This window comes from Arthrobacter sp. Leaf141 (assembly GCF_001424565.1).
Classification (GTDB): Bacteria; Actinomycetota; Actinomycetes; order Actinomycetales; family Micrococcaceae; genus Arthrobacter.
Window position 1 is genome coordinate 1 of sequence record NZ_LMOL01000024.1, and the last position, 22,495, is coordinate 22,495.

Below are 22,495 nucleotides of genomic sequence, written 5' to 3' on the forward strand. Positions count from 1 at the left end.
AAACATTCCGGTCGAGGCCCCAACCAGCACCTGGTTGGGGCCTCCCACATTTAACAAACAAACAAACACCACACTGGTGCCACCAGGCACCCACCCACCACCACGGGTTGACCTATCAGATACGGCCCCCAAACCCCCCGAAAAACAACCACAACCGATACCACAACGAGGGGGCCCGGTAGACTCGGACCCCATGAACACCAGCGAACTCCTCCTCGAGAGCTTTGGCCGGATCCCGGAAGCTGTGGAAGCCACCCTGAAGGGCCTAGACAGCGACAAACTGACTCACCGGCCGGGTGGTACAGGAAACTCGATCGCCTGGCTGCTGTGGCACCTGGCACGGGTGGAGGACGCCCAGGTGGCTGACGCCGCCGGCCTGGAGCAGGTCTGGACGGCCCAGGACTTTGCCGGGTCCTTCGGCTTGGCGCTGTCGGCCGAAGACACGGGCTACCAGCACTCCAGCGAAGAGGTGGACGCCGTCAACGCCTCAGCCGAGCATCTGCTGGCCTACTACACCGCCGTGCACCAGCAGACGGTTGACTACATTCGCAGCCTCAAGGATGAGGACCTAGACCGGATCGTCGACCGCCAGTGGGATCCACCGGTCACCCTGGCAGCCCGGCTGGTGAGCACCATCGTTGACTGCGTCCAGCACGTGGGCCAGGCCGCCTACGCCAAAGGCCTGCCGGCTAACTAAGGCGGAAGGCCGCCGTCGTCCGCTTCATCCTGAGCCCACGAGGCTAAGTGCCGGACACCACGTCAGTCAGCTTGGCCGGCTGCCTGCGGCTTGTCCCGGAGAGGGGTCAGCCGGCCGTAAATGATCCAACCCGCAACGGCTGCCAGCATGAGAAGGCCCAACTCCGGCGGTACGTGGCCAAGCGCGGCCAGGGGTGTCAGGGCGATGCCCAGAACACAAAGGACAAGAAGCCCTATGCGGTACGGTCGTTTGGCGATCATCAGGCTTACCTCCCAGTGCGGTCCCTTCCAGCCAAGCACGATGGCACGCGAAGTCAAGTCAATCGCGCCACCTGCAGGTCCCCGGTGCAGCACCACCACTAAGCATGGGTTAGGATTTAAGCATCAAGGGGAGTACTCCCGTCTGTGATCGGCCCGTCAATACGGATGCAGCGAAGCATCCCGGGCCCATCGGTTCCGGCTCCAGTCCGGGCGGAGGAGACCTTGGCGTCATGTCAACGCCTACCCTTGGAGTACCCCCATGCAGGTAACACCACTGATCTGGATCATCACCCTCGCGGTGACCGTCCTGTTCTTCGTTTACGAATTCTTCGCGCACGTGCGCAAACCCCACGAACCCAGCATCGCCGAATCGGCCCGCTGGTCGGCGTTCTACATCGGCCTGGCGCTGGTGTTCGGCGTTGGGATCGGCCAATTGTCCGGTTGGACGTACGGCGGTGAGTACTTCGCCGGCTACCTCACGGAGAAGGCGCTGTCGATCGACAACCTGTTCGTCTTCCTGATCGTGATGACCGGCTTCGCGGTCCCCAAGATGTACCAGCAGAAGGTCCTGATGGTGGGCATCATCATCGCCCTGGTGCTGCGCGGCGGGTTCATCGCCATCGGCGCCGGGCTGATCGAGAACTTCTCCTGGATCTTCTACATCTTCGGCGCGCTGCTGCTCTTCCTGGCCTACAAGCAGGCGTTCGGCGGACACGACTCCAACCCGGCCGACGGCAAGTTCATGCAGCTGGTCCGCCGCGTCCTGCCCGTCACGGACGAGTACCACGAGGACAAGCTCACCGTGAAGAAGGACGGCAAGCGCTTCGTCACCCCGATGCTGCTGACCATCATCGCCATCGGCTTTGTGGACCTTATCTTCGCCGTGGACTCCATCCCCGCCATCTACGGCCTGACCGACGAGGCCTATATCGTCTTCACCGCCAACGCCTTCGCCCTGATGGGCCTGCGCCAGCTGTTCTTCCTCATCGGCGGGTTGCTGGAACGCCTGGTGTACCTGGCCCAGGGCTTGGCCGTCATCCTCGCGTTCATCGGCGTGAAGCTGGTCTTCCACGCCCTGCACGTCAACGAGCTGACCTTCATCAACAACGGCCAGCCGCTCCTGTGGGTCCCGGAGATCCCCATCTGGTTCTCGCTGCTGTTCATCGGCGCCACCATCACCGTGGCCACCGTCGCGAGCCTGCTCAAGACCCGCGGCGACGGCACCAAGAAGGACCGGGACACGTTCGACGGCGGTCCGGTCGCCTCGGCGGACACGGACGGGGATGATGCGGATCACCAGGTCGAGGAGACCACAAGCGGTTCCGCAAAGCGGTAGCCGCCCCGGCGGCCTGACAGGCGCATAGCGGACGACGACGTCGGGAGGCTCCTTGGGTTCTAGCGGTCGTTGCAACACCCCTAGATTTTGGGAGTTGCAACGACCCCTAGAAACCGCCCTCCCGCCGTCGTCGTCCGTTTCTGCATTGGCAACCGGGCAGAACCCGGCGACGCCTCTAGTAGTTGTAGCCGAAGCTGCCGATGTACTGGTCCATGTACGTGTTCCAGTGGCAGGGCGTCACGTTGATCACCGGGGCGCCGTAGGACTGGATGGCGGCCCGCAGCTCGGCGGAACATTCGGACATGGAGGACCGGTACACCTGGTAGGTGTTGTAGTCCGCGTGGGCGGGAGCGGCCAGCATGAGGGCGCCGGCGCTCAGCGAAACACCCACGGCAGCGGTAGTAAGGATGTTCTTGATCTTCTTCATCGTTGACCCCAATCGATGGAACAGCTGTGGCATTTGCCGCAGCGGAGCAACCTGCCCCTGCCTCGACGCTATGGCACAACCGGACAAGCACCAATGGGTCCAAGTCCCCATGGGTGAAACCTAAGCCTACTGACGAGTAGGCTAGTGGATGGACGAAAGGAGCACTTCATGAAGAAAATCCTCATGGTATTGACCAGCGTTTCCGAGATCGGCGACACCGGAGAGAAGACCGGCTACAACGTGGCCGAAGCTGCCCACCCCTGGAAGGTGTTCCGGGACTCCGGGCACTTCGTGGATTTCGCCTCCATCAAGGGCGGCCAGCCGCCGCGCGACGAGGTGGACACAGACGACCCCATCCAGGTGGCCTTCACCGAGGACGAAACCACCCGCGCCGGGCTCTACAACACCGCCCGCGTGGACGTGGTGGACCCGGACCAGTACGACGCCGTCTACCTGGTGGGCGGGCACGGCACCATGTGGGACTTCCCGGACAGCGAAGGCCTGCAGAAGCTGGTAGCCAGCGTCTACAACGCCGGCGGCCTGGTGGGCGCAGTCTGCCACGGCCCCGCCGGCCTGCTGAACGTGGAGCTGGCCAACGGCCTGCGCCTGGTGGAAGGCCGCAAGGTTGCCGCATTCACCAATGACGAGGAAGTTGCCGCCGGCAAGGACAAGGTCATCCCGTTCTTCCTGGCGGACCGGCTGACGGAGCAGGGCGCCAAGCACGTCTCCGCCGGCGTCTGGGAGGAGCAGGTGGCGGTGGACGAGCGCCTGGTCACCGGCCAGAACCCCGCCTCCGCTGCCGGTGTGGCCAAGGAGATGGAGAAGCTTTTCGCCGAGGTCATCCACCAGGAAAAGGCCGAGGAACAGCATGACGCGGAAGCCCTCCGCGCTGAGAAGGACGCGGAAAAGGAAGCCAAAAAGGCTGCTGAGGACGCGGAGCACTAACTCCTGCAGCACGCTTGGCTGACGGCCGTCCCGATGTTGGGGCGGCCGTCGGCTGTATCCTGACAAGGCCGGTTCAGGCTTCCGGCACTCCCGCAATTGTTGCCCGCCCACGGGCCCTTGGAATGGATCCTTATCAGTACTGACACACCGGGCCCCGCGGGAATCCCGACGCCGGCCCCCTCGCCCTCCGCTCAAGAGCGCGTCCTCGTGACGTGGGACGAAGCCGGGGAGAGCAGGAGCGCCACGTGGCGTTCGGCGAACGGCCGGCCGGCGCCGAAGCGCGTCGAAGTGGTCACCGACTCGCTCACGGCCGATGACGCGAACCGGATGGCGTCGCAGGGGATCGCGATGCTCTGGCACGGCGATTTCCACAACGCCCGCCAGATCCTCAACGCCCTGGACCGGAGGGTGGGCGCCGGCAAGAAAGTGGCGGGTACACCTGCCGACAGGTTTTACCGGCACCGGCAGTCCCGCTCGCACCGGGCACGCATCCTGGGCCTGCTGCTGGTACCTATGGATCCGGGTCCGGTGGTGCCGCTGCGCCGCGCTCCGGATCTCCGGGCGGCCGCCGCTGAAGCATATGGCTCGATCAGCGAACCGTCCGTGGTGTCCCTGCACGAGCTGGTCGGGGCGATCGGCGCCCACGAGTGGCGGCTGAAGGGCGTCCACGTCGATGCCCTGCAAGCACGCATTCACCCGCATTACGGGACGTTTTTCCCCACCCGGAGCGAGTACGTGGACCTTGTGGCTGACGCACCGCTTCCCTCAGACACCCTGGCCTTCGACATTGGCACCGGCACCGGGGTCATCGCTGCCATCCTGGCCCGCCGCGGCGTCCAGCACGTGGTGGCGACGGACAACGAACCGCGGGCCATCGCGTGCGCCGGCGAGAATTTCCGGAACCTCGGGGTCGAGGAGCAGGCGGAGGCGGTCCTGACCGACATGTTCCCGCCCGGACGGGCGCCGCTGGTGGTCTGCAACCCGCCCTGGATTCCGGCCACGCCCCATTCCAGCCTGGACAGCGCCGTGTACGACCCCGGCAGCCGGATGCTGTTCCGCTTCCTGAACGAACTGACCAACCACCTGTCGCCTGGCGGGGAGGGCTGGCTGGTCCTGTCCGACCTGGCCGAGCACCTGGGGCTGCGGTCGCGGGAGGACCTGCTGGCAGCCATCGAGACGGCCGGGCTCCGCGTAGTGGACCGGCTGGACACCAAGCCGACGCACGGCAAGGCCGCGGACCGCGACGATCCTTTGTTCGAGGCGCGCGCGGCCGAGGTCACGTCGCTGTGGCGGCTGGTTCCGCGCTAGGCGTCGGCCCCGGCCCCGTCTCTCGCTGCCGTCCTGGGATGGGCGTAGGGTCTGAGGACCATGACAGAACAGCAGCCGTACACCGTTGTCCGCTCGTATCCGCATTTCGAACTGCGCCGCTATCCCGCCTACGTGGTGGCGGAGGTGCAGGTCCGGGCGGAATTCGACCGGGCCGGCAACGCAGCGTTCCGCAGCCTGTTCAACTACATCAGCGGCAGCAATGTGGCCGGCCGGAAGCTGGCCATGACGGCGCCAGTGATCCAGGGCAGCGGGGCGTCCACACAACTGGCGATGACCGTACCGGTACTCCAGCGCGGTCCCGTCACCGGAAACGGCGTAACCGATGAGTTTGCGGTGGCCTTTGTGCTGCCGGCAGGCCTGAGCGCAGCCTCGGCGCCGGTCCCCATGGACCCCAAAGTGCAGATCCGGGACGTCCCGGGGTCCTTGGCGGCGGCCGTGCGTTTTTCCGGTAACGGATCGGAAGCGGCGTTTGCCAAGCGCACGGAAGGACTGCTGGCGGCGCTGGCCCTGGCCGGGCTGACGGCGGTGGGGGAGCCTCGGTTTGCCCGGTTCGATCCGCCGTTCAAGCCGTGGTTCCTCCGCCACAACGAAGTTGTCCAGGACGTTGCGGAAACCGCGGCGGGGGCAGAGGCGTCCGGCAACTGAGCGCGGGACCAGGCACGGGACTAGGTTTTGAGCTCGGCGGCAGCGAAGGACACCGTGAACCTCGCGCACCAGATGGTGACGGAGCTGTAGTCGCCCAGCACCGCCGCGGCCGGGATCTCGTAGTTCTGATCGCCCTTATTGGCCTTGAGCGCGCCCAGGTCCAGGTAAGCGCCGTCGTCGAAGACCTGCCAACCTGGCGGCCCCTCGATCACCGGCGCGTCGGTGAGCCACACCCGGAGGTCGGGACCGTCGGACGTATCAAGGCCCTCGAACCGCAGGATCCGGCTCCCGTCCGGCAGCTCAAGGATCCGGACCGATCCCGAGCTGGCGTGCTCGTGGCCGATGAGCTGGCCCGTTGCCAGTTCACGTGGGCCGGCGACGGCGGTGGGTGCGGCCGTCGTCGTCGTGGCCTCAGGAGAAGCGGCCGGAGACGGAACGGCGGGTGGCGCGGAAGCCGGGACAGCCGTTGGGATGGCCTCGGTCACCGTCGAGCTGGTAAAGATCCGCCACGGCTGGAACAGGTACAACCCCACACCCACCACGATCGCGGCCACGAGCAGCAGAGCGGGCACCATCACGCGCTTGGTCATACATCCTCAACGCCCGGATTGATGGCGACGTTCCGCAGCTTAGTCGTCCAAGGCGACGCGACTGACGGCAAGTCCCCGTGACGGCTGGTCCCGCAGGAGCAGCGCGCCGCCGTCGTGAATTACGACGGCGGGAGGTCACCGCTGCCGGGCCCGTCGTACAGGGCGCCGGTGCTGCTTTGGGGCACGATCACGTGGACGGCGTTGCGCTGGACGGTGAAATCGGTGGGCGTGGTGGTGGCGATTTCGCCGTCGAGATTCACCGGCATGGGCTGGTCCGTAACGACCCGGACGCTGCGGCTGGTGAAGTGGTGGACTTTGTCGTGCTTGATGAAGCTGCCGTCCTTGAGCAGCCGGGCGATGCTGACGTGCTCCCGGACGGGTCCGGCCAGGATCGCGTAGATGTCCAAAGTGTGGTCGTCGATGCCGGCCGTGGGGGAGACGGTGTTGCCTCCGCCGTAGTGCCGGCCGTTGCCCACTGCCACCTGCAGCAGGTTGTCGAGTTCCATGGCGGGATGGTCGCCGTCGGGGAATTCGAGCCGGGCGCGGAAGGGCTGGTGCCGGGTGTAAGCGCGGACGGTGGCGACGGCGTAGGCCAGCGGGCCGAGGTACCGCTTCAGCCGGGGGTTAAGCGCTGCGGTGATGCCTACGGACAGGCCAAGGGAGGCGACGTTGAGGAACGGGTGGCTGTTGGCCCGGCCAAGATCGATGTCCACCACTTTGCCCTCGGCGAGGGTGGCGCCGGCTTGGGCAAGATCTGCGGGGATCTCAAGCGTCCTGGCGAAGTCGTTGGCGGTGCCCAGCGGCAGGACGCCGAGCACCACCTCGGTGCCGGCGATCCGGCCGGCGGCGGAGGTCACGGTCCCGTCGCCGCCACCGACCACCACCAGGTCGTGCCCGACAGCAAGGACCTGGTCCAGCGTGCCGGCCAGGTCCGCGCCGGACAGCACATGGTGGACGGCGGTGACGGGCACCCCCGCTTTGCGCATGGCGTCAACGGCCAGTTGGTGGGCCGCCCCACGGCGTGACCCGGCGTTGATCACCACGGCGGCGGAGCGGGCATCGCGGGGGGATCTCATGAACGCCATCGTAGGGCGCGGACCTGTGGGTTTCCTACTGCGGGGGTCGGATTTAGCCACCGTCCTACCGCTCCCCGTCCATTACCCACCGCTCGGCGCGCCATTAGTACGTTTGCTGATGATCAGGAACATGATTGCTACAGGCAACGGGGCATGGTGGGGGTCTTGCGCCCCAGTCTCGATCGGACAATGACGTCGACAACCACAAGGAGCACACTTATGGGCTGGCTGGACCGTAACCACACAATCGCCCCACCGGGATTCAACCGCTGGCTGGTACCGCCCGCAGCGCTCGCCGTGCACCTCTGCATCGGCCAGGCGTACGCCACCAGCGTGTACAAGACGGCACTGGTCAAGCATTTCGATGCCAGCCTGACCGAGATTGGCGTGATATTCTCCATCGCCATCGTGATGCTGGGCCTCTCAGCGGCAATCATGGGCACCTGGGTGGATACCAACGGCCCGCGCAAGGCGATGTTCACCTCGGCAGTTTTCTGGGCCAGCGGCTTTGTGATCGGCTCGGTTGGCATCTTCACCAACCAGCTCTGGCTGGTCTACCTGGGCTACGGCTTTGTGGGCGGCATTGGCCTGGGCATCGGCTACATCTCGCCCGTGTCCACCCTGATCAAGTGGTTCCCGGACCGGCCGGGCCTGGCCACCGGAATGGCCATCATGGGCTTCGGCGGCGGAGCGCTGATCGCCAGCCCCGTCTCCACCGCGCTCCTCAGGCTGTACGATCCCAACTCCGGCGCGCAGGGCTGGGTGGCCAGCGGCGACGCCGTCGGAAAGCTCTTCCTGACCCTCGCCGTCGTCTACCTCGCGTACATGCTCTTCGGCGCCTTCACCATCCGGGTCCCCGCCGATGGGTGGCGGCCGGCCGGGTTCGACCCCGCCAAGGTCAAGGCCGCAAAGCTGGTCACCTCGGAGAACGTCAGTGCCAGGAACGCCATCAAAACCCGGCAGTTCTGGCTGGTGTGGGTGGCGCTGTTCTGCAACGTCACCGCCGGGATCGGCATCCTGGAACAGGCCGCACCGATGATCCAGGACTTCTTCCGCCAGGCCGACGGCGTGTCCCTGGTCAGTGCCGGCGTCGCCGCAGGATTCGTGGGGCTGCTGTCCATCGGCAACATGGCGGGCCGCTTCGCCTGGTCCGCCACGTCCGATATCACCGGGCGCAAACGCATCTATATGGTGTACCTCGGCATCGGCGCTGTGCTGTATGTGGTGCTGGCGCTGGCCGGTTCAACCACCACCATCCTCTATGTGGCACTGGCGTTCGTTATCATTTCCTTCTACGGCGGCGGCTTCGCCACCGTACCGGCCTACCTGCGGGACCTCTTCGGGACCTTCCAGGTGGGCGCCATCCACGGCCGGTTGCTGACCGCCTGGTCCGCCGCCGGAGTGGCCGGACCGCTGATCGTCAACGCCTTCCTGGACGCCCAGGGCAAACCCGGGCAGCTGAACGCCGCGTCCTATCAGCCGGCGCTGCTGACCATGGTGGGGCTGCTGGTGGTTGGTTTTGTGGCCAACCTGTTGGTCAAACCGGTGGACGCACGGTTCCACGAATCCAGCTCCGGCCGCGGCCGGAACGAACCTGCCATGGAGGCCTGACATGAGCACCGAAAGCACCCCCGCCGCGCACACCCCAGTGAAAGCTTCCACCGGCAGGCTCGCCGTGGCCTGGGCCTTGGTGGGAGTGCCGCTGGCCTACGGGGTCTACGAAACCCTCACCCGCGTGTCGGCCCTGTTCGGGTGAACCCGGTGGGCCGGACAGCACCCACATAGTGGGTCAACCGGCGGCGCCGGGGCGGTTGAACATCGCCCCGGTGCCGGCCCGTTTTAGTCCATGGCCAGAATGATCTTGCCGCGGGTGTGGCCTTCCATGTTGGAGCGGAACGCATCCGCGGCCTTCTCCAGCGGGAACACCTCGGCAACCTCCACCTGGATCTTCTCGCTGTCCACCAGGTCGGCCAGCTTTTGCAGGTCGGCGCCCACCGGGCTGACCCACATCCATTCCCCGCCATGCTGCTCAACGTCGCTGTCCGCAATGGACGCGTGCCGGCCGCTGTCAGCAAGCACCGCGAGGGTGGCTTCGAGGTTTCCGCCCACAAAGTCGGCCACAACGTCCACGCCGTCCGGGCGCAGTGCGCGGACGCGGTCCGCCAGCCCGTCGCCGTAGGCAACAGGCTCGGCGCCCAGGGAGCGGAGGAAGTCGTGGTTCTTCTCCGACGCCGTGGCGATGACTTTGGCGCCCAGTGCTGCGGCAATCTGGATGCCCAGTGAGCCCACGCCACCGGACCCGCCGTGGATCAGGACAGTTTCGCCGGCCTTGAGGCCCAGCCGGTTGAGGACCTGGTAGGCGGTGAGGCCGGCCAGCGGCAGGCCTGCCGACTCGTTCCAGTCGAGGGTCTCAGGTTTGCGGGCCAGTACCCGCTCCGGCAGCGCGATGTACTCCGCGAAGCTGCCGCCATGGACGTAGTCCTTCCGTCCGTACGAGATGACCTCATCGCCGGGCGTGAACTGCCGGGAGTCGATGCCCACGGATTCCACCACACCGGCGACGTCCCAGCCGGGGATGGCGGGGAACTGCAGGTCCATGACGGCGTCCAGGCCGCCAGACATGATCTTCCAGTCCACCGGGTTCACCGACGCTGCCTTGATCTTCACCAGGACCATACCCGGCCCCACTTTGGGCAACGGCTGCTCGCCGTATTCGAGGACGTCGGGGTTGCCGTAGGTGCTGTACGTAATTGCTTTCATGACTTCGACAACGGCTGAACCGCAAGCCCGTATTCCGGATCCCGCCGGAAAGTGGTCATCCCGACACCTCGGCGAGGGCCGCCGTCGTGCTGGACGGCGGGGCGCCGGGTCCCCACCCGTGGCTACTGCTACGCGCCGTTGATCGTTTCGAGCCACTCCAGGAACGTTTGGCGTCCGACGGCGGAACCCGGCGCCGGGATGAGCTCGCCGTTGCGCATTGCCTTGCCCATGGGGCCGGGAAGGTGCAGGGGAACGATCCGCTTCTTCTGATGGGTTTTGGCCAGGTACGCCGCGACCAGGCCTCGCAGCTGTTCGGCCTGCGGGCCGCCGAGGTCCGGGAGGCGTCCCTGTGGACCAGCTTCGGCCGCATCCACCAGGGCCGCGGCGACCTCTTTAGCGGCTATCGGCTGGGTGCGCATCGTGGGCACAAAGACCAGTGGGCCCACCGAGGCGGCCTTGATGGACATCGGCACAAACTCGTGGAACTGGGTGGACCGGAGGAGTGTCCAGGGAATGACGCCGTGCCTGACCTCGTCCTCCTGCACCAGCTTGCCGGCATACAGTCCCGAGTTGGCGTGATCGATGCCCACAATGGACAGCACCACGTGGTACATGACGCCCGCCGCTTTTTCCGCCGCCAGCAGGTTTTGGGTGGCACTGGTGAAGAAGTCCACAGCTTTCTTGGTGGACAGGGCCTGGACGCCGGAGACGTCGATGACCGTTTCGATACCCCGGAGTGCCTGATCAAGGCCGCGCCCGGTGACTAGGTCCACTCCTTCGGAGCGGCTCATGCTGACCACCTGGTGCCCGCGCTCCGTGGCGACGGCAACGACATGGCGGCCCACGGTCCCGGTTCCCCCGGCAACGGCAATCCTCATGGAAGAAATCCTAAGCCGGTTCGCTGACAAAACGGGCCTTACTTTTCGATGAGCGTCAGCCCGACACTGCCGCCTTCGCCGCATGCGAGGCCTGCATCCACTCGGTCAGCCACGGGGCGCGGACGCTGGAGGTGATCCGGCAGTCCGCCACGAAGGTCCCATGAGCGCCGGCGTCGATCCAGTCCGTGAGCGCGGCAAGGTCCGCCAGCGAGCGGATGATCGCCGACTCGGCACCGAGCGCACGGGCGACGCCGCTGAAGTCCACCTCCGGGATCAGCATCGGCTTCTCGGTAAGGCCCTGCGAGCCGTACTGGTGGATCTCGGCACCGTACGCGGCGTCGTTGTAGATCACGACGATCGCGCTGCGGGCTGCACCGATCAGCGATTCGAGGTCGGCCAAGCCCATCAGGAAACCGCCGTCGCCCGAGGCCAGGACCAGGGTGCGGCCGTCCTCCACCGCGCGGGCTGCCCCAACGGCGCTCGCCAGCCCCAGCCCGATCGACTGGAAGGCGGTCCCCACCATCACCAGGTCCTGCGGCCGCGGGATGTTCCAGTACATGGGCGCCCAGCCGATGAAGTGCCCGCCATCCTGGACCACTGTGCGGCGCTCCGGCAGCACCGCATCCAGCGCGGTGGCGAGGGCACGCGGGTCCAGCCGGCCGTCCGCGGTTTCCGCGGATCCGGGCTCATGCCCCGGTCCCGCAGCCAGACGCCGGGAAGCCTCGGCACGCCAGCCAGCCAGGGCGGCTTCATCGTCCATCATGGCCAGGAGGCGCGAAGCGGCGGACTTTACATCCGCCTGAACAAAAAGGTCCACCCTCGGGTTGGTCGGCTGCAGGGCGGTGTCGATCTGGATAACCGTGGCATCCGGGCCGAGCAGATGCCCGAACCGCATGGTGAAGGGGCTCAGGCTCGCGCCAGCCACGAGGACTACATCGGCCTCACCCATGAGCCCGGCTGCGGTGTCGGTGCCGAAACCGCCGGCCACGCCCAGGTAGCCTTCGCCATTGAGGAGGTTGAACGCCAGGGCGGTTCCGGCAGTCAACGCACCGATCCGGTCGGCGAGTTCGCGGAGTTCCGGGCCGGCGCCGGCGAGGTGCGCTCCCCGGCCAGCAAGGATGAGAGGTCGCCTGGCCCCGGCGAACAGGCGGGCCACCTGCGCAAGGTCCGTGCCGGCGTCGTCCGTCACCTTCAAATTGGCCGGCTCCGGAAGGTCCCCGTCTGCAGCTTCGAGTGCGGCGAGGTCGTAGGGGACGGCCAGCACGACGGCGGCGCGCCGGGTGAGTGCGAACTCCACTGCCTGCCGGGTTATGGCCCCCGCGGCGTCGCGGGTGACGGTGAAGGTGGTCGCGCCGAGGCCCGCGGCGATGGCGGCCTGGTCCACGTCCTGGGGCCGGGCGCCGCTGGTGGGGGCGTCCCCGGTGACCAGCACCACGGGGATCTGGGCCTGGACGGCCTCGGCCAGGGCGGTGAGCGCGTTGGTGTAGCCGGGGCCGTAGGTGGTGGTGCCCACGGCGAGCCGTCCCGAGGCCCGGTAGTAGGCGTCGGCCGCGGCGATGGCGGCGCCCTCATGCCGGACGGGGGTGAAGCGCAGGCCCTGCTGCTCCGCGGCGTCCAGGAAGTAGACGTTGCCGTTGCCCATGACGCCGAAGACGTCGCTGGCATAGCTGCTGAGAACCTGCGCCACGTGGCCGGAGACAGTGAGAGTAGTCATGCAGGAAGCGTGTGGCCTGCATCTCACCTTTGCAATACCGCTCGATGCCACTGGGACTTTTGGCAGCTGAAGAAACCAGTAGTGACAATTTGCCCACCTGCGGCGTCCGCCACGTGTGATTACTCCGAAGGGCGGGATTCCTGCTCGGACAGCCGGCTGATGAGGCCGTCGTAGCGGGGCGGCATGAGTTCCAGGATGGAGATGGCCGTGCTGGTCCGCTCGATTCCGTCGATATCCAGGATTTCGTTGGTGATGCGGTAGAGGTCGGTGGTGCTGCGGGCCACCACCTTGGCCATGAGGTCCGCGTCCCCGGTGGTGGCGTGCACCTCGATGATCTCTGGGATGGCGGCGAGCCCGTGTTCCACCGAGCCGGTCCGGGTCTGGCTGATGGAGAGGGACAGGAAGGCCATCAGTTCGTAGCCCAGCGCAGCGGGGTCCAGCCTGCGGCTGAAGGAGCGGAGGGCGCCGCTGCGCTCCAGCCGTGCCAGCCGGGCGTGGACGGTGTTGCGGGCGACGCCGAGTGTCCGGGAAAGGGCCAGGGCGCTGGCTTCGGGGTCCATGTCCAGGGCGAGGATGATCCGGCCGTCGAGGGAATCGAGGGTCCGAGCATTTGTGATGGTCATATTTTCACCAGAGGTAGTAGAAGTTGAGCAGAAGTCCCAAGCACCGGAGCCTACATTGCATTGTGGTCCGGGTCACTTCCATGATCGGACCTCATGACCAGTGATCAGCTTGTGGCCGTTCCCGAAACTGCGTTGCCCACCCTGCGCGGTGCGGTGACCGGACTTCCGTCCTACGTTCCGGGCCGACGCAGCGCCGGCACGGACATTGCAGCCCTCGCCAGCAACGAAAGCCACTTCGAGCCACTGCCCGCTGCCTGCCGCTGCGGTGGCCGAAGCGGCCGGCCGGATGAACCGCTACCCGGACATGGCCGCCGTCGAACTCCGCGAACGGCTCGCCCGGCACCTGGGCGTCACCACCGACGAGGTGGCGGTGGGGCCTGGCAGCGTGGGCGTCCTGCAGCAGATCATCACCGGACTGTGCGACGCGGGGGATGAGGTGGTGTTCGCGTGGCGCTCCTTCGAGGCGTACCCCATCCTGGTGGAGCTGGCAGGTGCACGGCCGGTCCGCATCCCGCTGGACGACACCTAGGGCCACGACCTGGAGGCCATGGCCGCCGCCGTCACCGACCGCACCAAGGTGATCCTGCTTTGCACCCCCAACAACCCCACCGGCGTGCCGATCAGCCACCACAGCCTCGAGGCCTTCCTGCAGTCCGCCCGTTCCGACGTCCTGGTGGTGATCGACGAGGCCTACGTGGAATACGCCGACGCCGGCAGCGGTCCTGATTCCCTGGCGCTCTACCGCCGGTACCCGCACGTCTGTATCCTGCGGACCTTCTCCAAGGCCTACGGGCTCGCCGGCCTGCGCGTCGGGTACGCGATTACGACGGCGGCAATCGCCGAAGGTTTGCGCCGCACCGCCCTGCCGTTCGCCGTGAGCGCGCTGGCACAGAAGGCGGCCATCGCGTCCCTGGACGCGGGGGAGGAGATGGCAGCGCGAGTTGCTTTGGTGAAAGGGGAGCGCTCCCGGATGGCCGCTGAGCTGGAGGCGCAGGGTTGGACGCTCCAGCCGAGCCAAGGCAACTTCCTGTGGATCCGCGCCGACGAGCAACGCCTGGCGACGCTGGTGGACGCGTTCAATGGCGCGGGCATTATGGTCCGGGCGTACCAGGGCGACGGCGTGCGGATCACCGTGGCCGACCCCGCCTCCAACGACCGCGTGCTCCGGCTCCTCTCAGCCCACGCGGCCTGACAACTTTCTGGCCTTTCCCCAATCCGTTCCACCTACAACCAGAGGAATTTCCATGGAACAACAGACAACGACGTCTGCGCGCCCCCTCGGCGCGGCCCTTAAACCCCGCCAGCTCACCATGATGGGCCTGGGAAGCGCCATCGGTGCCGGCCTGTTCATCGGCTCCGGCGCGGGCATCCAGGCTGCGGCCCCGGCGGTGCTGATCTCCTACCTGGTGGCGGGCACGCTCATCATCCTGGTGATGTGGGCGCTCGGCGAGATGGCCGCCGCCAACCCGGACAGCGGCGCGTTCTCCGTCTACACCGCCAAGGCGTACGGGCCGGTGGCCGGTGCCACGGTGGGTTGGCTCTGGTGGCTGCAGCTCGTGGTGGTCATCGCGGCCGAAGCGCTTGGTGCGGCTGGCCTGCTTGCGACCATTTTCCCGGCCCTGCCCGTGTGGCTGATGGCCTTCGTGTTCATCGTGGTGCTCACCGCTGTGAACCTCACCAGTGTGAAGAACTTCGGCGAGTTCGAGTTCTGGTTCGCGTTGCTGAAGGTGGCGGCGATCGTCGGGTTCCTGCTGGTGGGCTTCGCGCTGCTCTTCGGCTGGCTGCCGGGCGTGCAGTCGCCCGGCCTTGCCAACTTCACCGGTGCCGAGTTCGCGCCGAGCGGTTTTGCCGGCATTGCCACGGCGCTGTTTGTGGTGGCGTTCGCTTTCGGCGGCACCGAAATCGTGTCTGTGGCGGCAGCCGAAACGGCAGAGCCGGCCCGTAGCGTGAAGAAGGCTGTCCGGACTGTACTGTGGCGCATCCTGGTCTTCTACATCGGTGCCATCATCGTGATCGCGGCCGTGGTTCCCGTGGGTTCGGCAGGGCTGAAGAGCCCTCGCCGCCGTGTTGGAGGCCGCCATGCCCAGCGCAGCCACCGCCATCACCCTGGTGGCTGTGGCAGCTCTGCTCTCCGCCCTCAATGCCAACCTCTACGGCGCCTCCCGGATGGCGTACGGGTACATCCGGCCCGGCACCGTGATTGAGGACCGCGTTTTCCTAGGCCCGTTCGTGCGGCTCATTACTGACACCCACGAGCTGGCAGGGCCGCAGCAGAGGGCCGGGAAAAATGTCGCGCCGCCGATAACAATCGGGGCTGGAACCTGGATTGGGGCTGGTGCGACCGTCCTTGGCGGGGTGACAATCGGCCCCGGCTGCATGGTTGCTGCCGGGGCCGTTGTCACAAGAGACGTGCCCGCTAATACGCTAGTAGGCGGAGTTCCTGCCAGTGTCATTCGCCAGATGAATTAGCGCATTCGGGTTGCGCCTGTATCTGCTTAGCGAGAAGACGCTCTCGGACTACCGACTCGCCCAGCGCCCGGCACGCCTCGTCATACGCATCTTGGAAAGTCACGTTCATGCGAGTGTCACCGTTCCCGTCTTGATAGTTCCATCTGCCTGCTTTGCTTTGACCATGAGCTTTGATGCACCGTTGGTCGAGTCGAACCAGGAGGCCGCCTCACCAGCTACAAGGTCCGCGTCTGCCGGTGCCGAGTTGACACGGACCGCTAGGTGCCCGGCCTTGGTGAAGCGCGCCTTTACCGCCGTTGCGGCCTGAATTTGCAGGATGTCGCCCGTCGAGGTCGCGTTGATGTTATTGACCTTGAGGGCAGCCCCGGAATCGGCCACGTTCCGGTCGATCACGGTTCCCGTTGTTGTGGGTTTGATCGCCGCGTTGTTGAATGACGCATGGTTCATGAGTCCCGTCGCGGAGACGTTGCCGCCCTGCGAGACTTTGAAGTTGTTCGACGTGATATGGTCGCCGCTGCCGCTGTTGAGAATCTGAATAACCGGCGCCGTCGACCCGCTAGCCTGGATCAGGTTCACGAGTTGACCGGCTGTTTGCGCGGTTGCGTTGTTCACGTAAATGACATTGCCGTCGTTGTGGTTCGCGTCGATCCAGATTACCCGGGCGCTGTGGTTGTACCCGGCGTCGTAGATCGCCCGGAATGCCGGGGAGTTTGAGCCGTTCGACTGGTGCGCGGAGAAGGTCGCCCCGCCGGCGGTCCCGTAGTTGTCGCCGCCGAAGATCGGCATAGTTCGTGCCGGGTCGGTGCCCTGCGCGAAAACCACCGCTCCGCCAACCTGCGGGCCGCTATTCGTGACCTTCACCGTGGTAAGCGTTGTGTTCGCCCCGCCAACCCCAAGGACGGTGTGCGGACCACCGCCGGGCGCGTTGAAATTCACCGTATCATTAGGCGTTGCTCCCAATTGATCAATCTTCAGCGCGTAAGCAGGAGCAAGGTTGACGATTTTTAAGGCGTCCACAGTGCTCACAGTGTTCTTCTGGTCGATGCGGAGAGCGGAACTTGGCGTTCCGTCCGGTACTGTGATCCGCGCCTGATCAAAGTCGGTGGGGCAGGGGCGCCAATCCCCAAGACGGCCGTGGTGGCGGACACGGCGAAATCGGTTTTCGTGTCGTACTCGTAAGTGCCGCCTCGCCCAATCGTGCGGGGAGGTTCACGTCGGGAACCTTGGCTGCATCATCCAGCGGAGCGACACCTGAGGCCGCGCCTACGGCGATGTTGTCGACCTTCGCGTTAGCAAGCTCTTGAAGGTCAGCGTCGTTGGCCTTCAGGTCCAAATCCGTTTTATCCGCCTTGAGGGCGACCGCCTGAGTGGATGCCTTGCCTGAGAGGGCGTCAGCCACTGCGGTACTGAGCGGCTTTTCTGCGTCAGCGGTGTTGTCTACGTTGCCGACGAGCGACTTGGTTGGGGTCCCCCATTCCGTGGTTGTGCCGGATGCCGTTTGCGGATGAGCTGCAAGGGCTCGCCACCGGTGGGCGCACCAGCGCCCGGGACACCTGGGGCTCCCTCGAACCATCCATCCAGCGGGATTGGGATACTAAGGTGCCGTCCGAGAACTGGACGATGCCGGTGTTGAGTACGTTCGCGACAGTGTTTGTGCGTTTCATGCTGGCCCCCTAAGCTGCTTAGGCGTTGGCCTCGAACAGCTCTACGGAGCCGCCCGAAACTCGGGTAGTGGTGAAGGTGAGATCCTGGGAACCAATGAGCGGCATCGAGAAGTAATTACGGAGTTCCACCCACACCCCGGCGGGGACAGGAAACGTTTTCGAGGTGTTCAGGTCCGATGATGTGACGTTGAGCCGGACCACTGTTTGGGTGGTTGCTTTTACCGTTGCGTGGAACTCGCGGGTGCTGCCTCGTGACCAGGCAACGCTAGTGAGGTCCACCGTCCGGGCCAGTGTGGGTAGCGTCGCAATAACCTGGCGTGGGCTGGTGCGGTCGTGGTCCGCGTGCCGTCGTTATCGGTCCAGCCGTGCCCTTCGTGTTCCGCCTCGGCCTTGGGGATGGCTTTTCGGTGGGACTCACTTTGGGCAATAGAAAAGGACTCGCCCGCTTGGGGTTGGTCCTTGGTTTATTCGAAAGTTGTCTCGTCAACGGTTCTAGATTAGCCTGCCCCCACTGCCGGTAGCGGTGAGGCAGGTTGTAGAGTCACAATCCAAACTCTTCGTAGGGATACTGCCTCGGCTTAACTTGAATGTTCTCTGACTCGTCGGTATCCAAGCGTCGTTCTTCACCGCTGACATCATTCGAAGCGGATGGCGTTATGGAAGTGTTCAGAATCTCAACAAGCCCCGCGCCGAGCTCGCTTGTATCCACGTGCTTGTTGTGTAGAAGTAGGTGGATGGCTGCTTTAGCGTGATTAGCCAAGGAATCGGCCGGGGAACTCGTGACGAGCATTTCAGAGAACTCAACCAAGGACGTGCAGTCCTCGGCGCCCGTATTTTCGGTGATTTGTAGACGAGGAACATAGAAAGTTTCGTCCAACGCGTCGGTGACGGAAGCAATGTCACCGTAGATATCTCCGGATCGCTCGGCAGAAATCGATACTCTGCGAGACAGCCCATGCAGATCGACGGCTTTGATAGCAAAGGACGGCAATGCTCCCGACAAATCTGACCACTGAGGGGTCGTGCCGTTAGCGGACCTGCCTTTCAGTTTCCTTGCATCATCCGCGAATAGAATCCGCCAGTCCTTCATGTCCAGCGCTACAAGGCCGCGCCACAATTGCCACAGCGGCTCGTCGCTAGAATTTTCGCCCGATTCGTCTCCGTCGACGATCGGTGCTTCCTCGGTTTCAGGCTGAAACCTCATGACGACTTGGCTTCGTTTTGCGGTCCAATTTTTCACGTTGGCACTTAGGAGCGGTGAAACATCGTACTTCTCGAGATCAGTGGCGATGTCGAAGAGGTCAGATAGTTGCATCACCTGACCGAGATCTGCCCACAACTTTGGAGTGTTTCGTGCCTCGAGGCTTCCAAGTAGGAGAGGTAGAACGGTACGAAGCTCGGCCTGGCTGAACTTGCCGGCTATTGCAAGCTGCTCAAAATCCCCGCGCAAAACATCCCGCACGAGTCCAGTCGAACGTTTTAACCGTAGCGCCGCGTCTTCCATGAAGTACTGATCTATCGCCTGATTGAATGTCGTGTACGAATCGGCGGTGTCGCTCACTACGGCCGCTGAGTTGATGGCCGCCGCTTCTTTCGGACCGACGAATCCGCGGCCACCACTCAAGAAGTTCTGTCCAACTAGCCTGGAAAAGTCATATCCAATACCAGAGTCTGCCAGATTCGGGGTTAGTGTCGAGATTGAGCTGGTATCCGTCATGAGGAGGTCAACACGACCATTCCTCTTTTCGATCTCAACAGCTTCTCTGGCCGGAGTTCCTGAACTGCGTTCATCGACAGCGATCACAAGCGGTGACTGCGAGACTAGTCCATGGATGTCTACGGCGATGCTCTCTGGATCTACACTTGTACGCACAAAAAGCGGACGCTCCTTCCGCTTGCCCGACTCTTGCCACGTCAGGACCATGTCTGGCATGTACGAATGGTTGAAGTAGTCAGTGAAAACGACGTCCACTCGTTCGTCGACCTCTGACATTTTTTCAGCTACTGCGGTTTTTACTCCATTGATTACGTCTTGAGGTGAATGGCCATTTAGCGCAGCGAGTACCCGCTGCTGAAAATCTTGGGACTCTATCACTGAGCTTTCCTCCCGAGAACTTCTTCAATTCGGCTAAGTTCCGAAGCGGTTAGCATGAACCGCTCTTGTCGCTGATTCAATATGAGTAGATGAATAAGGCCGGACGTCTCTGTCAAAACGTTATCGTCTATTTCAGCGCCGCCAAGAACCTCTTTGTATTCCTGAACGGCATCTCGAATGCGAGAAGGGTTGAAGTTATCGGACCATTTAGTTATACCGAAAGGATGAGTCGTTACGAACATAAATTCAGCACGTTCGGCCGTATTATTTTTTTTTGCAAGAGCCGTCGCGCTGTACGCATGAGCAAGAAATTCGCGGTAATACGAATCTAATTTACTTGCATTACCATCATAGTTCTTTGCTTCGACGTAAAGCGGAACGCTAGTCGCGCCAAAAATGTAGCCAAACATGTCAAAGAGTTTGGAACCGTTCAACATGTGCACTCTACAAATGGAGTCATTGCGGTAAGCATTGAATGGTAGCTCAATCCAAGTGGTGCTTTCGAGACCTCTTTTGGCGAGAGCTACTCCGTCAATGCCCTTTTGCTGTATAGGCTCAGCATCTAACCCCACGTAGATCCCCGTCTTCGGCTCGTTCAATTTGCCGAGAGTCTACACCGGAATGAACGTGTAAGAGATCCGAGACACCCCGGCCCACGCAAAAGCCCCGGAGGTTCATCCCGGGGCTTCTCCGCACTTTAGTTAGACCTGTGCGCTATGGTTCTAAATTATCTGGTCCTGCTTCAAATTACAACCGTGTCATTCGGAGCGCTATGGGCGTCGGCCCTGGTGCTTGCGGCGCCGTGCTCGGGGACTCCACCGGTCGCCGTAATTGGGGAACGCTGAGTTCCCTTTAGGGTACTTGATCATGTTCCCGGGCCTGACGGCCGCGCAGGCAGGGCAGCCCCCTACTTCGTCCGGCTTGAAGGTGGACGGCATGATGACCTTCACCTTTGCGCCGCAGAGTGCGGCCCTGTAGTCGATGTCCTCGAGGAAGATCGGTTCGCGAAGCGATGTCTCCCTTCTAACTGGCCTCACAGCGTGGATGATGCCTGGGTCATCGGCCACGGTGGGAACTCTGGTACCAGCGACCCTGTCGAATGGCATGGACCACTTGGTGAGGCCGGCGAGGCTGACGATCGGGTCGCCCTTGCCGATCATGCTGCGACCTTCCCGATTTCCTTTGCGAGGGTGTAGAGCTCGGTGCCGGCCCACACGGTTCCGCATGCGCCGCAGGTTGCTTCGGCCCCGGTGGCGGTGATGGCGGTGTTGCGGACGTATTCGCCTTCATCCCAGGTCCAGGCGTGAGTAGCGCCGCACTCGTCCTGGGGGCAGGCTCCGACGATTTCTGCCCGGCGAACTGGGTTGAGCATCTGCTGAATGGAGAGCATCCACTTCGTGGCGTTCTCTAAGCATTTGCGCGCTGTCTCGCCGCTATTGTCGGCCTGAGTCCAGGCTGCCCACTTCTGCAGCTTCGATTCGGCGCTGAGTTTCGGCTCGTCCTTGCCGGTGATGGCAGTGTGCATCGTGGCGAGGGTTTCGCGGATTTCTGACCAGAGGCTGAAGGCGGGGATGGCGATGGGGGAGCGGGATCCTGTTCCGCCTCCAGCGCCTTCTGCGCGTCGGCCGGATTGGATTTCCTGCTGGAGTTGCTGGAAGAGGCTGAGTTCGGTTGGGTAGCTTTTCTCGCCGGTGTCGGCATCCGTGTTGGTGGTACGGTGTTCGCGGGTGAGACGGTGGACTGTGGCGTTGAGGGTGTCGGTGTTCAAGATGCTTCCATTCCGTAGCGGTAGTCGTTGGGTCCGTGGGACATGCCTCTGACTGAGGCGAAGTGTGGGGCCATGCGAGGCGCACCCTGCCGGTTTCTCCGTGGCGGTTCTTTTCCACGATGAACTCGATTTCGCCTTCCATTTCGTGGTGCATTTTTGGTGCATATTTCGAGACGTAGCGGCCCACGGCGAGAGAAGCTCCTGGGAATCAAGAAAACCCCCGGTTTCCCGGGGGTTTTCATTGGCGGTGACGGTGGGATTTGAACCCATTTCATCATCCCCGCAGTTCCGCGGAAAATCCTCAAAAGCCTTGGTTTTCCAGCCAAACGGTGGACTTTTGGTCACACTCTCCAACAGTTGAAAACACCACTTCACAGCGATTCCTTTGCCAATTCTTTGCCAATGAGCTGGTCCTGCTGGGCCAGGTGGAGCGCACCCGCCACGGCGTCCAGGTCCGTCCGCGAACAGGCGCGGGAGGGCGGAGGCGGTTGACGCGTTCAGGATCGGGCAGGGCGGCCCTCGTTCTTCTTTCTGCCAGCCCTGCACCGCAGCGTTGGGCTGGGCAGCCTTGTCGGGGAGAGGGCGCCTTCCCTGAGCTTCTGCCGCTGACCCCGGATCCAGACCCCGAAGGTGTGTTCCTGCTCGGTGTCGTATTTGTGGTGGCGGGGCCAGTCGTTGCCCTCGGCGCGGCAGGTCACGAGTTCTGCCAGCCGCGTGTAGCAGCGGGCTTCGTCGGCAGCTGTCCTGGCGTCGGTGTCCCAGCCGGCGATCCGGGCCAAACGGTCCTTATAGGAGGGATGAAGTGTCCCGGTGGCGGCCTCGCTGCGGCGTTGCCTGATCTGCGCCTCCATGGAACACTCTGCCTCGTCAGCGGTGCGGCCGCGGGCTAGCCGGCCTGGGCGGTGACCCAGGCGATGACTTCCTCCATCCGCGCCGCAGTGGTCGGAGACAGTGCTGCCCCAGCAGCGAGGTGAGCCGCTTCAAACTCGGGATCCGGTCGCCGCGCAATGCCCAAGTGGTAGGCCAGGGTCCCCGGCGCGGCGCGGACCAGCGCGGCGATGCGGTCCCGGTCCAGTCCGAGACGGGACGTCAGCGCCCACTCCGGGTACGGGGCCTTCCGTAACAGTCCATCCATGATGGGGCGCATCCTGCCACGAGGTCCAACCTCGAAGAAGTGATCCGGGCGCGTGCCGCCGCGCCGGGGGGGGGGGGGGGGGGG

At 64.2% G+C, this 22,495-nt stretch carries 23 protein-coding genes and 2 pseudogenes; 10 read left to right on the forward strand and 15 right to left on the reverse strand.

All coding sequences use genetic code 11. The annotated features are described in order from the left end of the window. Positions 1-193: 193 nt before the first annotated feature. Positions 194-697: a mycothiol transferase gene (locus ASF72_RS15965; RefSeq protein WP_056600482.1), complete on the forward strand. Its 504-nt coding sequence runs from the start codon at positions 194-196 to the stop codon at positions 695-697. A gap of 62 nt (positions 698-759) precedes the next feature. Here the strand turns inward: ASF72_RS15965 and ASF72_RS15970 are convergent, their stop codons facing one another. After that, positions 760-957, reverse strand: a complete 198-nt coding sequence (locus tag ASF72_RS15970; RefSeq protein WP_056600484.1) for a hypothetical protein — start codon at positions 955-957, stop codon at positions 760-762. A gap of 259 nt (positions 958-1,216) precedes the next feature. Between ASF72_RS15970 and ASF72_RS15975 the strand changes: the two genes are divergently transcribed. Continuing rightward, positions 1,217-2,293, forward strand: a complete 1,077-nt coding sequence (locus tag ASF72_RS15975; protein ID WP_056600486.1) for a TerC family protein — start codon at positions 1,217-1,219, stop codon at positions 2,291-2,293. Between the two features lie 175 nt (positions 2,294-2,468). On the opposite strand, the gene ASF72_RS15980 is transcribed toward ASF72_RS15975, so the two are convergent. Continuing rightward, a complete protein-coding gene (locus ASF72_RS15980) occupies positions 2,469-2,720 on the reverse strand; it encodes a hypothetical protein (RefSeq protein WP_056600487.1) in 252 nt (83 codons plus the stop codon). A gap of 168 nt (positions 2,721-2,888) precedes the next feature. Between ASF72_RS15980 and ASF72_RS15985 the strand changes: the two genes are divergently transcribed. The 3 genes from ASF72_RS15985 to ASF72_RS15995 all read left to right on the forward strand — a co-directional run bounded on the left by ASF72_RS15985 (position 2,889) and on the right by ASF72_RS15995 (position 5,639). Continuing rightward, positions 2,889-3,665, forward strand: coding sequence for a type 1 glutamine amidotransferase domain-containing protein (locus ASF72_RS15985; RefSeq protein WP_056600488.1), 777 nt, complete (start codon positions 2,889-2,891; stop codon positions 3,663-3,665). A gap of 207 nt (positions 3,666-3,872) precedes the next feature. Next, on the forward strand, positions 3,873-4,973 hold the full coding sequence (locus ASF72_RS15990; protein WP_056600489.1) for a N5-glutamine methyltransferase family protein: 1,101 nt from the start codon (positions 3,873-3,875) through the stop codon (positions 4,971-4,973). 60 nt (positions 4,974-5,033) lie between these two features. Then, on the forward strand, positions 5,034-5,639 hold the full coding sequence (locus ASF72_RS15995) for an SOUL family heme-binding protein (RefSeq protein ID WP_056600491.1): 606 nt from the start codon (positions 5,034-5,036) through the stop codon (positions 5,637-5,639). A gap of 20 nt (positions 5,640-5,659) precedes the next feature. Here ASF72_RS15995 and ASF72_RS16000 read toward each other — a convergent pair whose 3' ends face one another. Together ASF72_RS16000 and ASF72_RS16005 are read right to left on the reverse strand one after the other, a co-directional pair. Beyond that, positions 5,660-6,229: a DM13 domain-containing protein gene (locus ASF72_RS16000; protein ID WP_200933668.1), complete on the reverse strand. Its 570-nt coding sequence runs from the start codon at positions 6,227-6,229 to the stop codon at positions 5,660-5,662. A gap of 119 nt (positions 6,230-6,348) precedes the next feature. Beyond that, positions 6,349-7,305, reverse strand: a complete 957-nt coding sequence (locus ASF72_RS16005; protein WP_056600643.1) for a lipid kinase — start codon at positions 7,303-7,305, stop codon at positions 6,349-6,351. A 219-nt stretch (positions 7,306-7,524) separates the two neighbouring features. Between ASF72_RS16005 and ASF72_RS16010 the strand changes: the two genes are divergently transcribed. Next, positions 7,525-8,916 carry an OFA family MFS transporter gene (locus ASF72_RS16010; protein ID WP_056600493.1) on the forward strand — a complete coding sequence of 464 codons (1,392 nt, stop codon included), beginning with the start codon at positions 7,525-7,527 and terminating at the stop codon, positions 8,914-8,916. 1 nt (position 8,917) lies between these two features. Next, a complete protein-coding gene (locus ASF72_RS20715; protein WP_164468852.1) occupies positions 8,918-9,061 on the forward strand; it encodes an MFS transporter small subunit in 144 nt (47 codons plus the stop codon). Positions 9,062-9,144: 83 nt separating this feature from the next. On the opposite strand, the gene ASF72_RS16015 is transcribed toward ASF72_RS20715, so the two are convergent. From ASF72_RS16015 to ASF72_RS16030, 4 genes are all read right to left on the reverse strand, one after another. After that, entirely contained in the window at positions 9,145-10,065 is a 921-nt protein-coding gene (locus tag ASF72_RS16015; protein ID WP_056600496.1) for an NADP-dependent oxidoreductase, read from the reverse strand. 128 nt (positions 10,066-10,193) lie between these two features. Then, the gene (locus ASF72_RS16020; protein ID WP_056600498.1) at positions 10,194-10,943 is read right to left on the reverse strand and encodes an SDR family oxidoreductase; all 750 of its coding nucleotides are present in this window, start codon (positions 10,941-10,943) and stop codon (positions 10,194-10,196) included. Between the two features lie 55 nt (positions 10,944-10,998). Next, entirely contained in the window at positions 10,999-12,657 is a 1,659-nt protein-coding gene (locus ASF72_RS16025) for a thiamine pyrophosphate-binding protein (RefSeq protein WP_056600500.1), read from the reverse strand. 119 nt (positions 12,658-12,776) lie between these two features. Next, the gene (locus tag ASF72_RS16030) at positions 12,777-13,280 is read right to left on the reverse strand and encodes an Lrp/AsnC family transcriptional regulator (RefSeq protein ID WP_056600502.1); all 504 of its coding nucleotides are present in this window, start codon (positions 13,278-13,280) and stop codon (positions 12,777-12,779) included. Positions 13,281-13,373: 93 nt separating this feature from the next. Here ASF72_RS16030 and hisC point away from each other — a divergent pair. The 3 genes and pseudogenes from hisC to ASF72_RS21080 all read left to right on the forward strand — a co-directional run bounded on the left by hisC (position 13,374) and on the right by ASF72_RS21080 (position 15,749). Further along, positions 13,374-14,472: pseudogene (gene hisC / locus ASF72_RS16035) on the forward strand (histidinol-phosphate transaminase). A 52-nt stretch (positions 14,473-14,524) separates the two neighbouring features. Further along, positions 14,525-15,473 (forward strand): annotated as a pseudogene (locus ASF72_RS16040) (amino acid permease); the annotation flags it as partial. Continuing rightward, positions 15,447-15,749, forward strand: coding sequence for an acyltransferase (locus ASF72_RS21080; protein ID WP_235504753.1), 303 nt, complete (start codon positions 15,447-15,449; stop codon positions 15,747-15,749). The pseudogene ASF72_RS16040 and the gene ASF72_RS21080, both read left to right, overlap by 27 nt. A gap of 105 nt (positions 15,750-15,854) precedes the next feature. Here ASF72_RS21080 and ASF72_RS16045 read toward each other — a convergent pair whose 3' ends face one another. The 7 genes from ASF72_RS16045 to ASF72_RS16080 form a co-directional block, all read right to left on the reverse strand. Then, positions 15,855-16,775: a hypothetical protein gene (locus ASF72_RS16045; RefSeq protein ID WP_157371014.1), complete on the reverse strand. Its 921-nt coding sequence runs from the start codon at positions 16,773-16,775 to the stop codon at positions 15,855-15,857. A gap of 656 nt (positions 16,776-17,431) precedes the next feature. Further along, on the reverse strand, positions 17,432-17,692 hold the full coding sequence (locus tag ASF72_RS16055; RefSeq protein ID WP_157371015.1) for a hypothetical protein: 261 nt from the start codon (positions 17,690-17,692) through the stop codon (positions 17,432-17,434). A gap of 262 nt (positions 17,693-17,954) precedes the next feature. Continuing rightward, entirely contained in the window at positions 17,955-19,508 is a 1,554-nt protein-coding gene (locus ASF72_RS16060; RefSeq protein WP_157371016.1) for a hypothetical protein, read from the reverse strand. Then, positions 19,505-20,107 carry a hypothetical protein gene (locus ASF72_RS20400; RefSeq protein ID WP_157371017.1) on the reverse strand — a complete coding sequence of 201 codons (603 nt, stop codon included), beginning with the start codon at positions 20,105-20,107 and terminating at the stop codon, positions 19,505-19,507. The genes ASF72_RS16060 and ASF72_RS20400 overlap by 4 nt, the downstream gene beginning before the upstream one ends. Positions 20,108-20,664: 557 nt before the next feature. Beyond that, positions 20,665-21,276: a DUF7341 domain-containing protein gene (locus ASF72_RS16070; RefSeq protein ID WP_056600513.1), complete on the reverse strand. Its 612-nt coding sequence runs from the start codon at positions 21,274-21,276 to the stop codon at positions 20,665-20,667. Positions 21,277-21,773: 497 nt separating this feature from the next. Next, entirely contained in the window at positions 21,774-22,127 is a 354-nt protein-coding gene (locus tag ASF72_RS16075; RefSeq protein WP_056600515.1) for a hypothetical protein, read from the reverse strand. Positions 22,128-22,162: 35 nt separating this feature from the next. Then, on the reverse strand, positions 22,163-22,411 hold the full coding sequence (locus ASF72_RS16080; RefSeq protein ID WP_056600517.1) for a hypothetical protein: 249 nt from the start codon (positions 22,409-22,411) through the stop codon (positions 22,163-22,165). Positions 22,412-22,495: the final 84 nt, after the last annotated feature.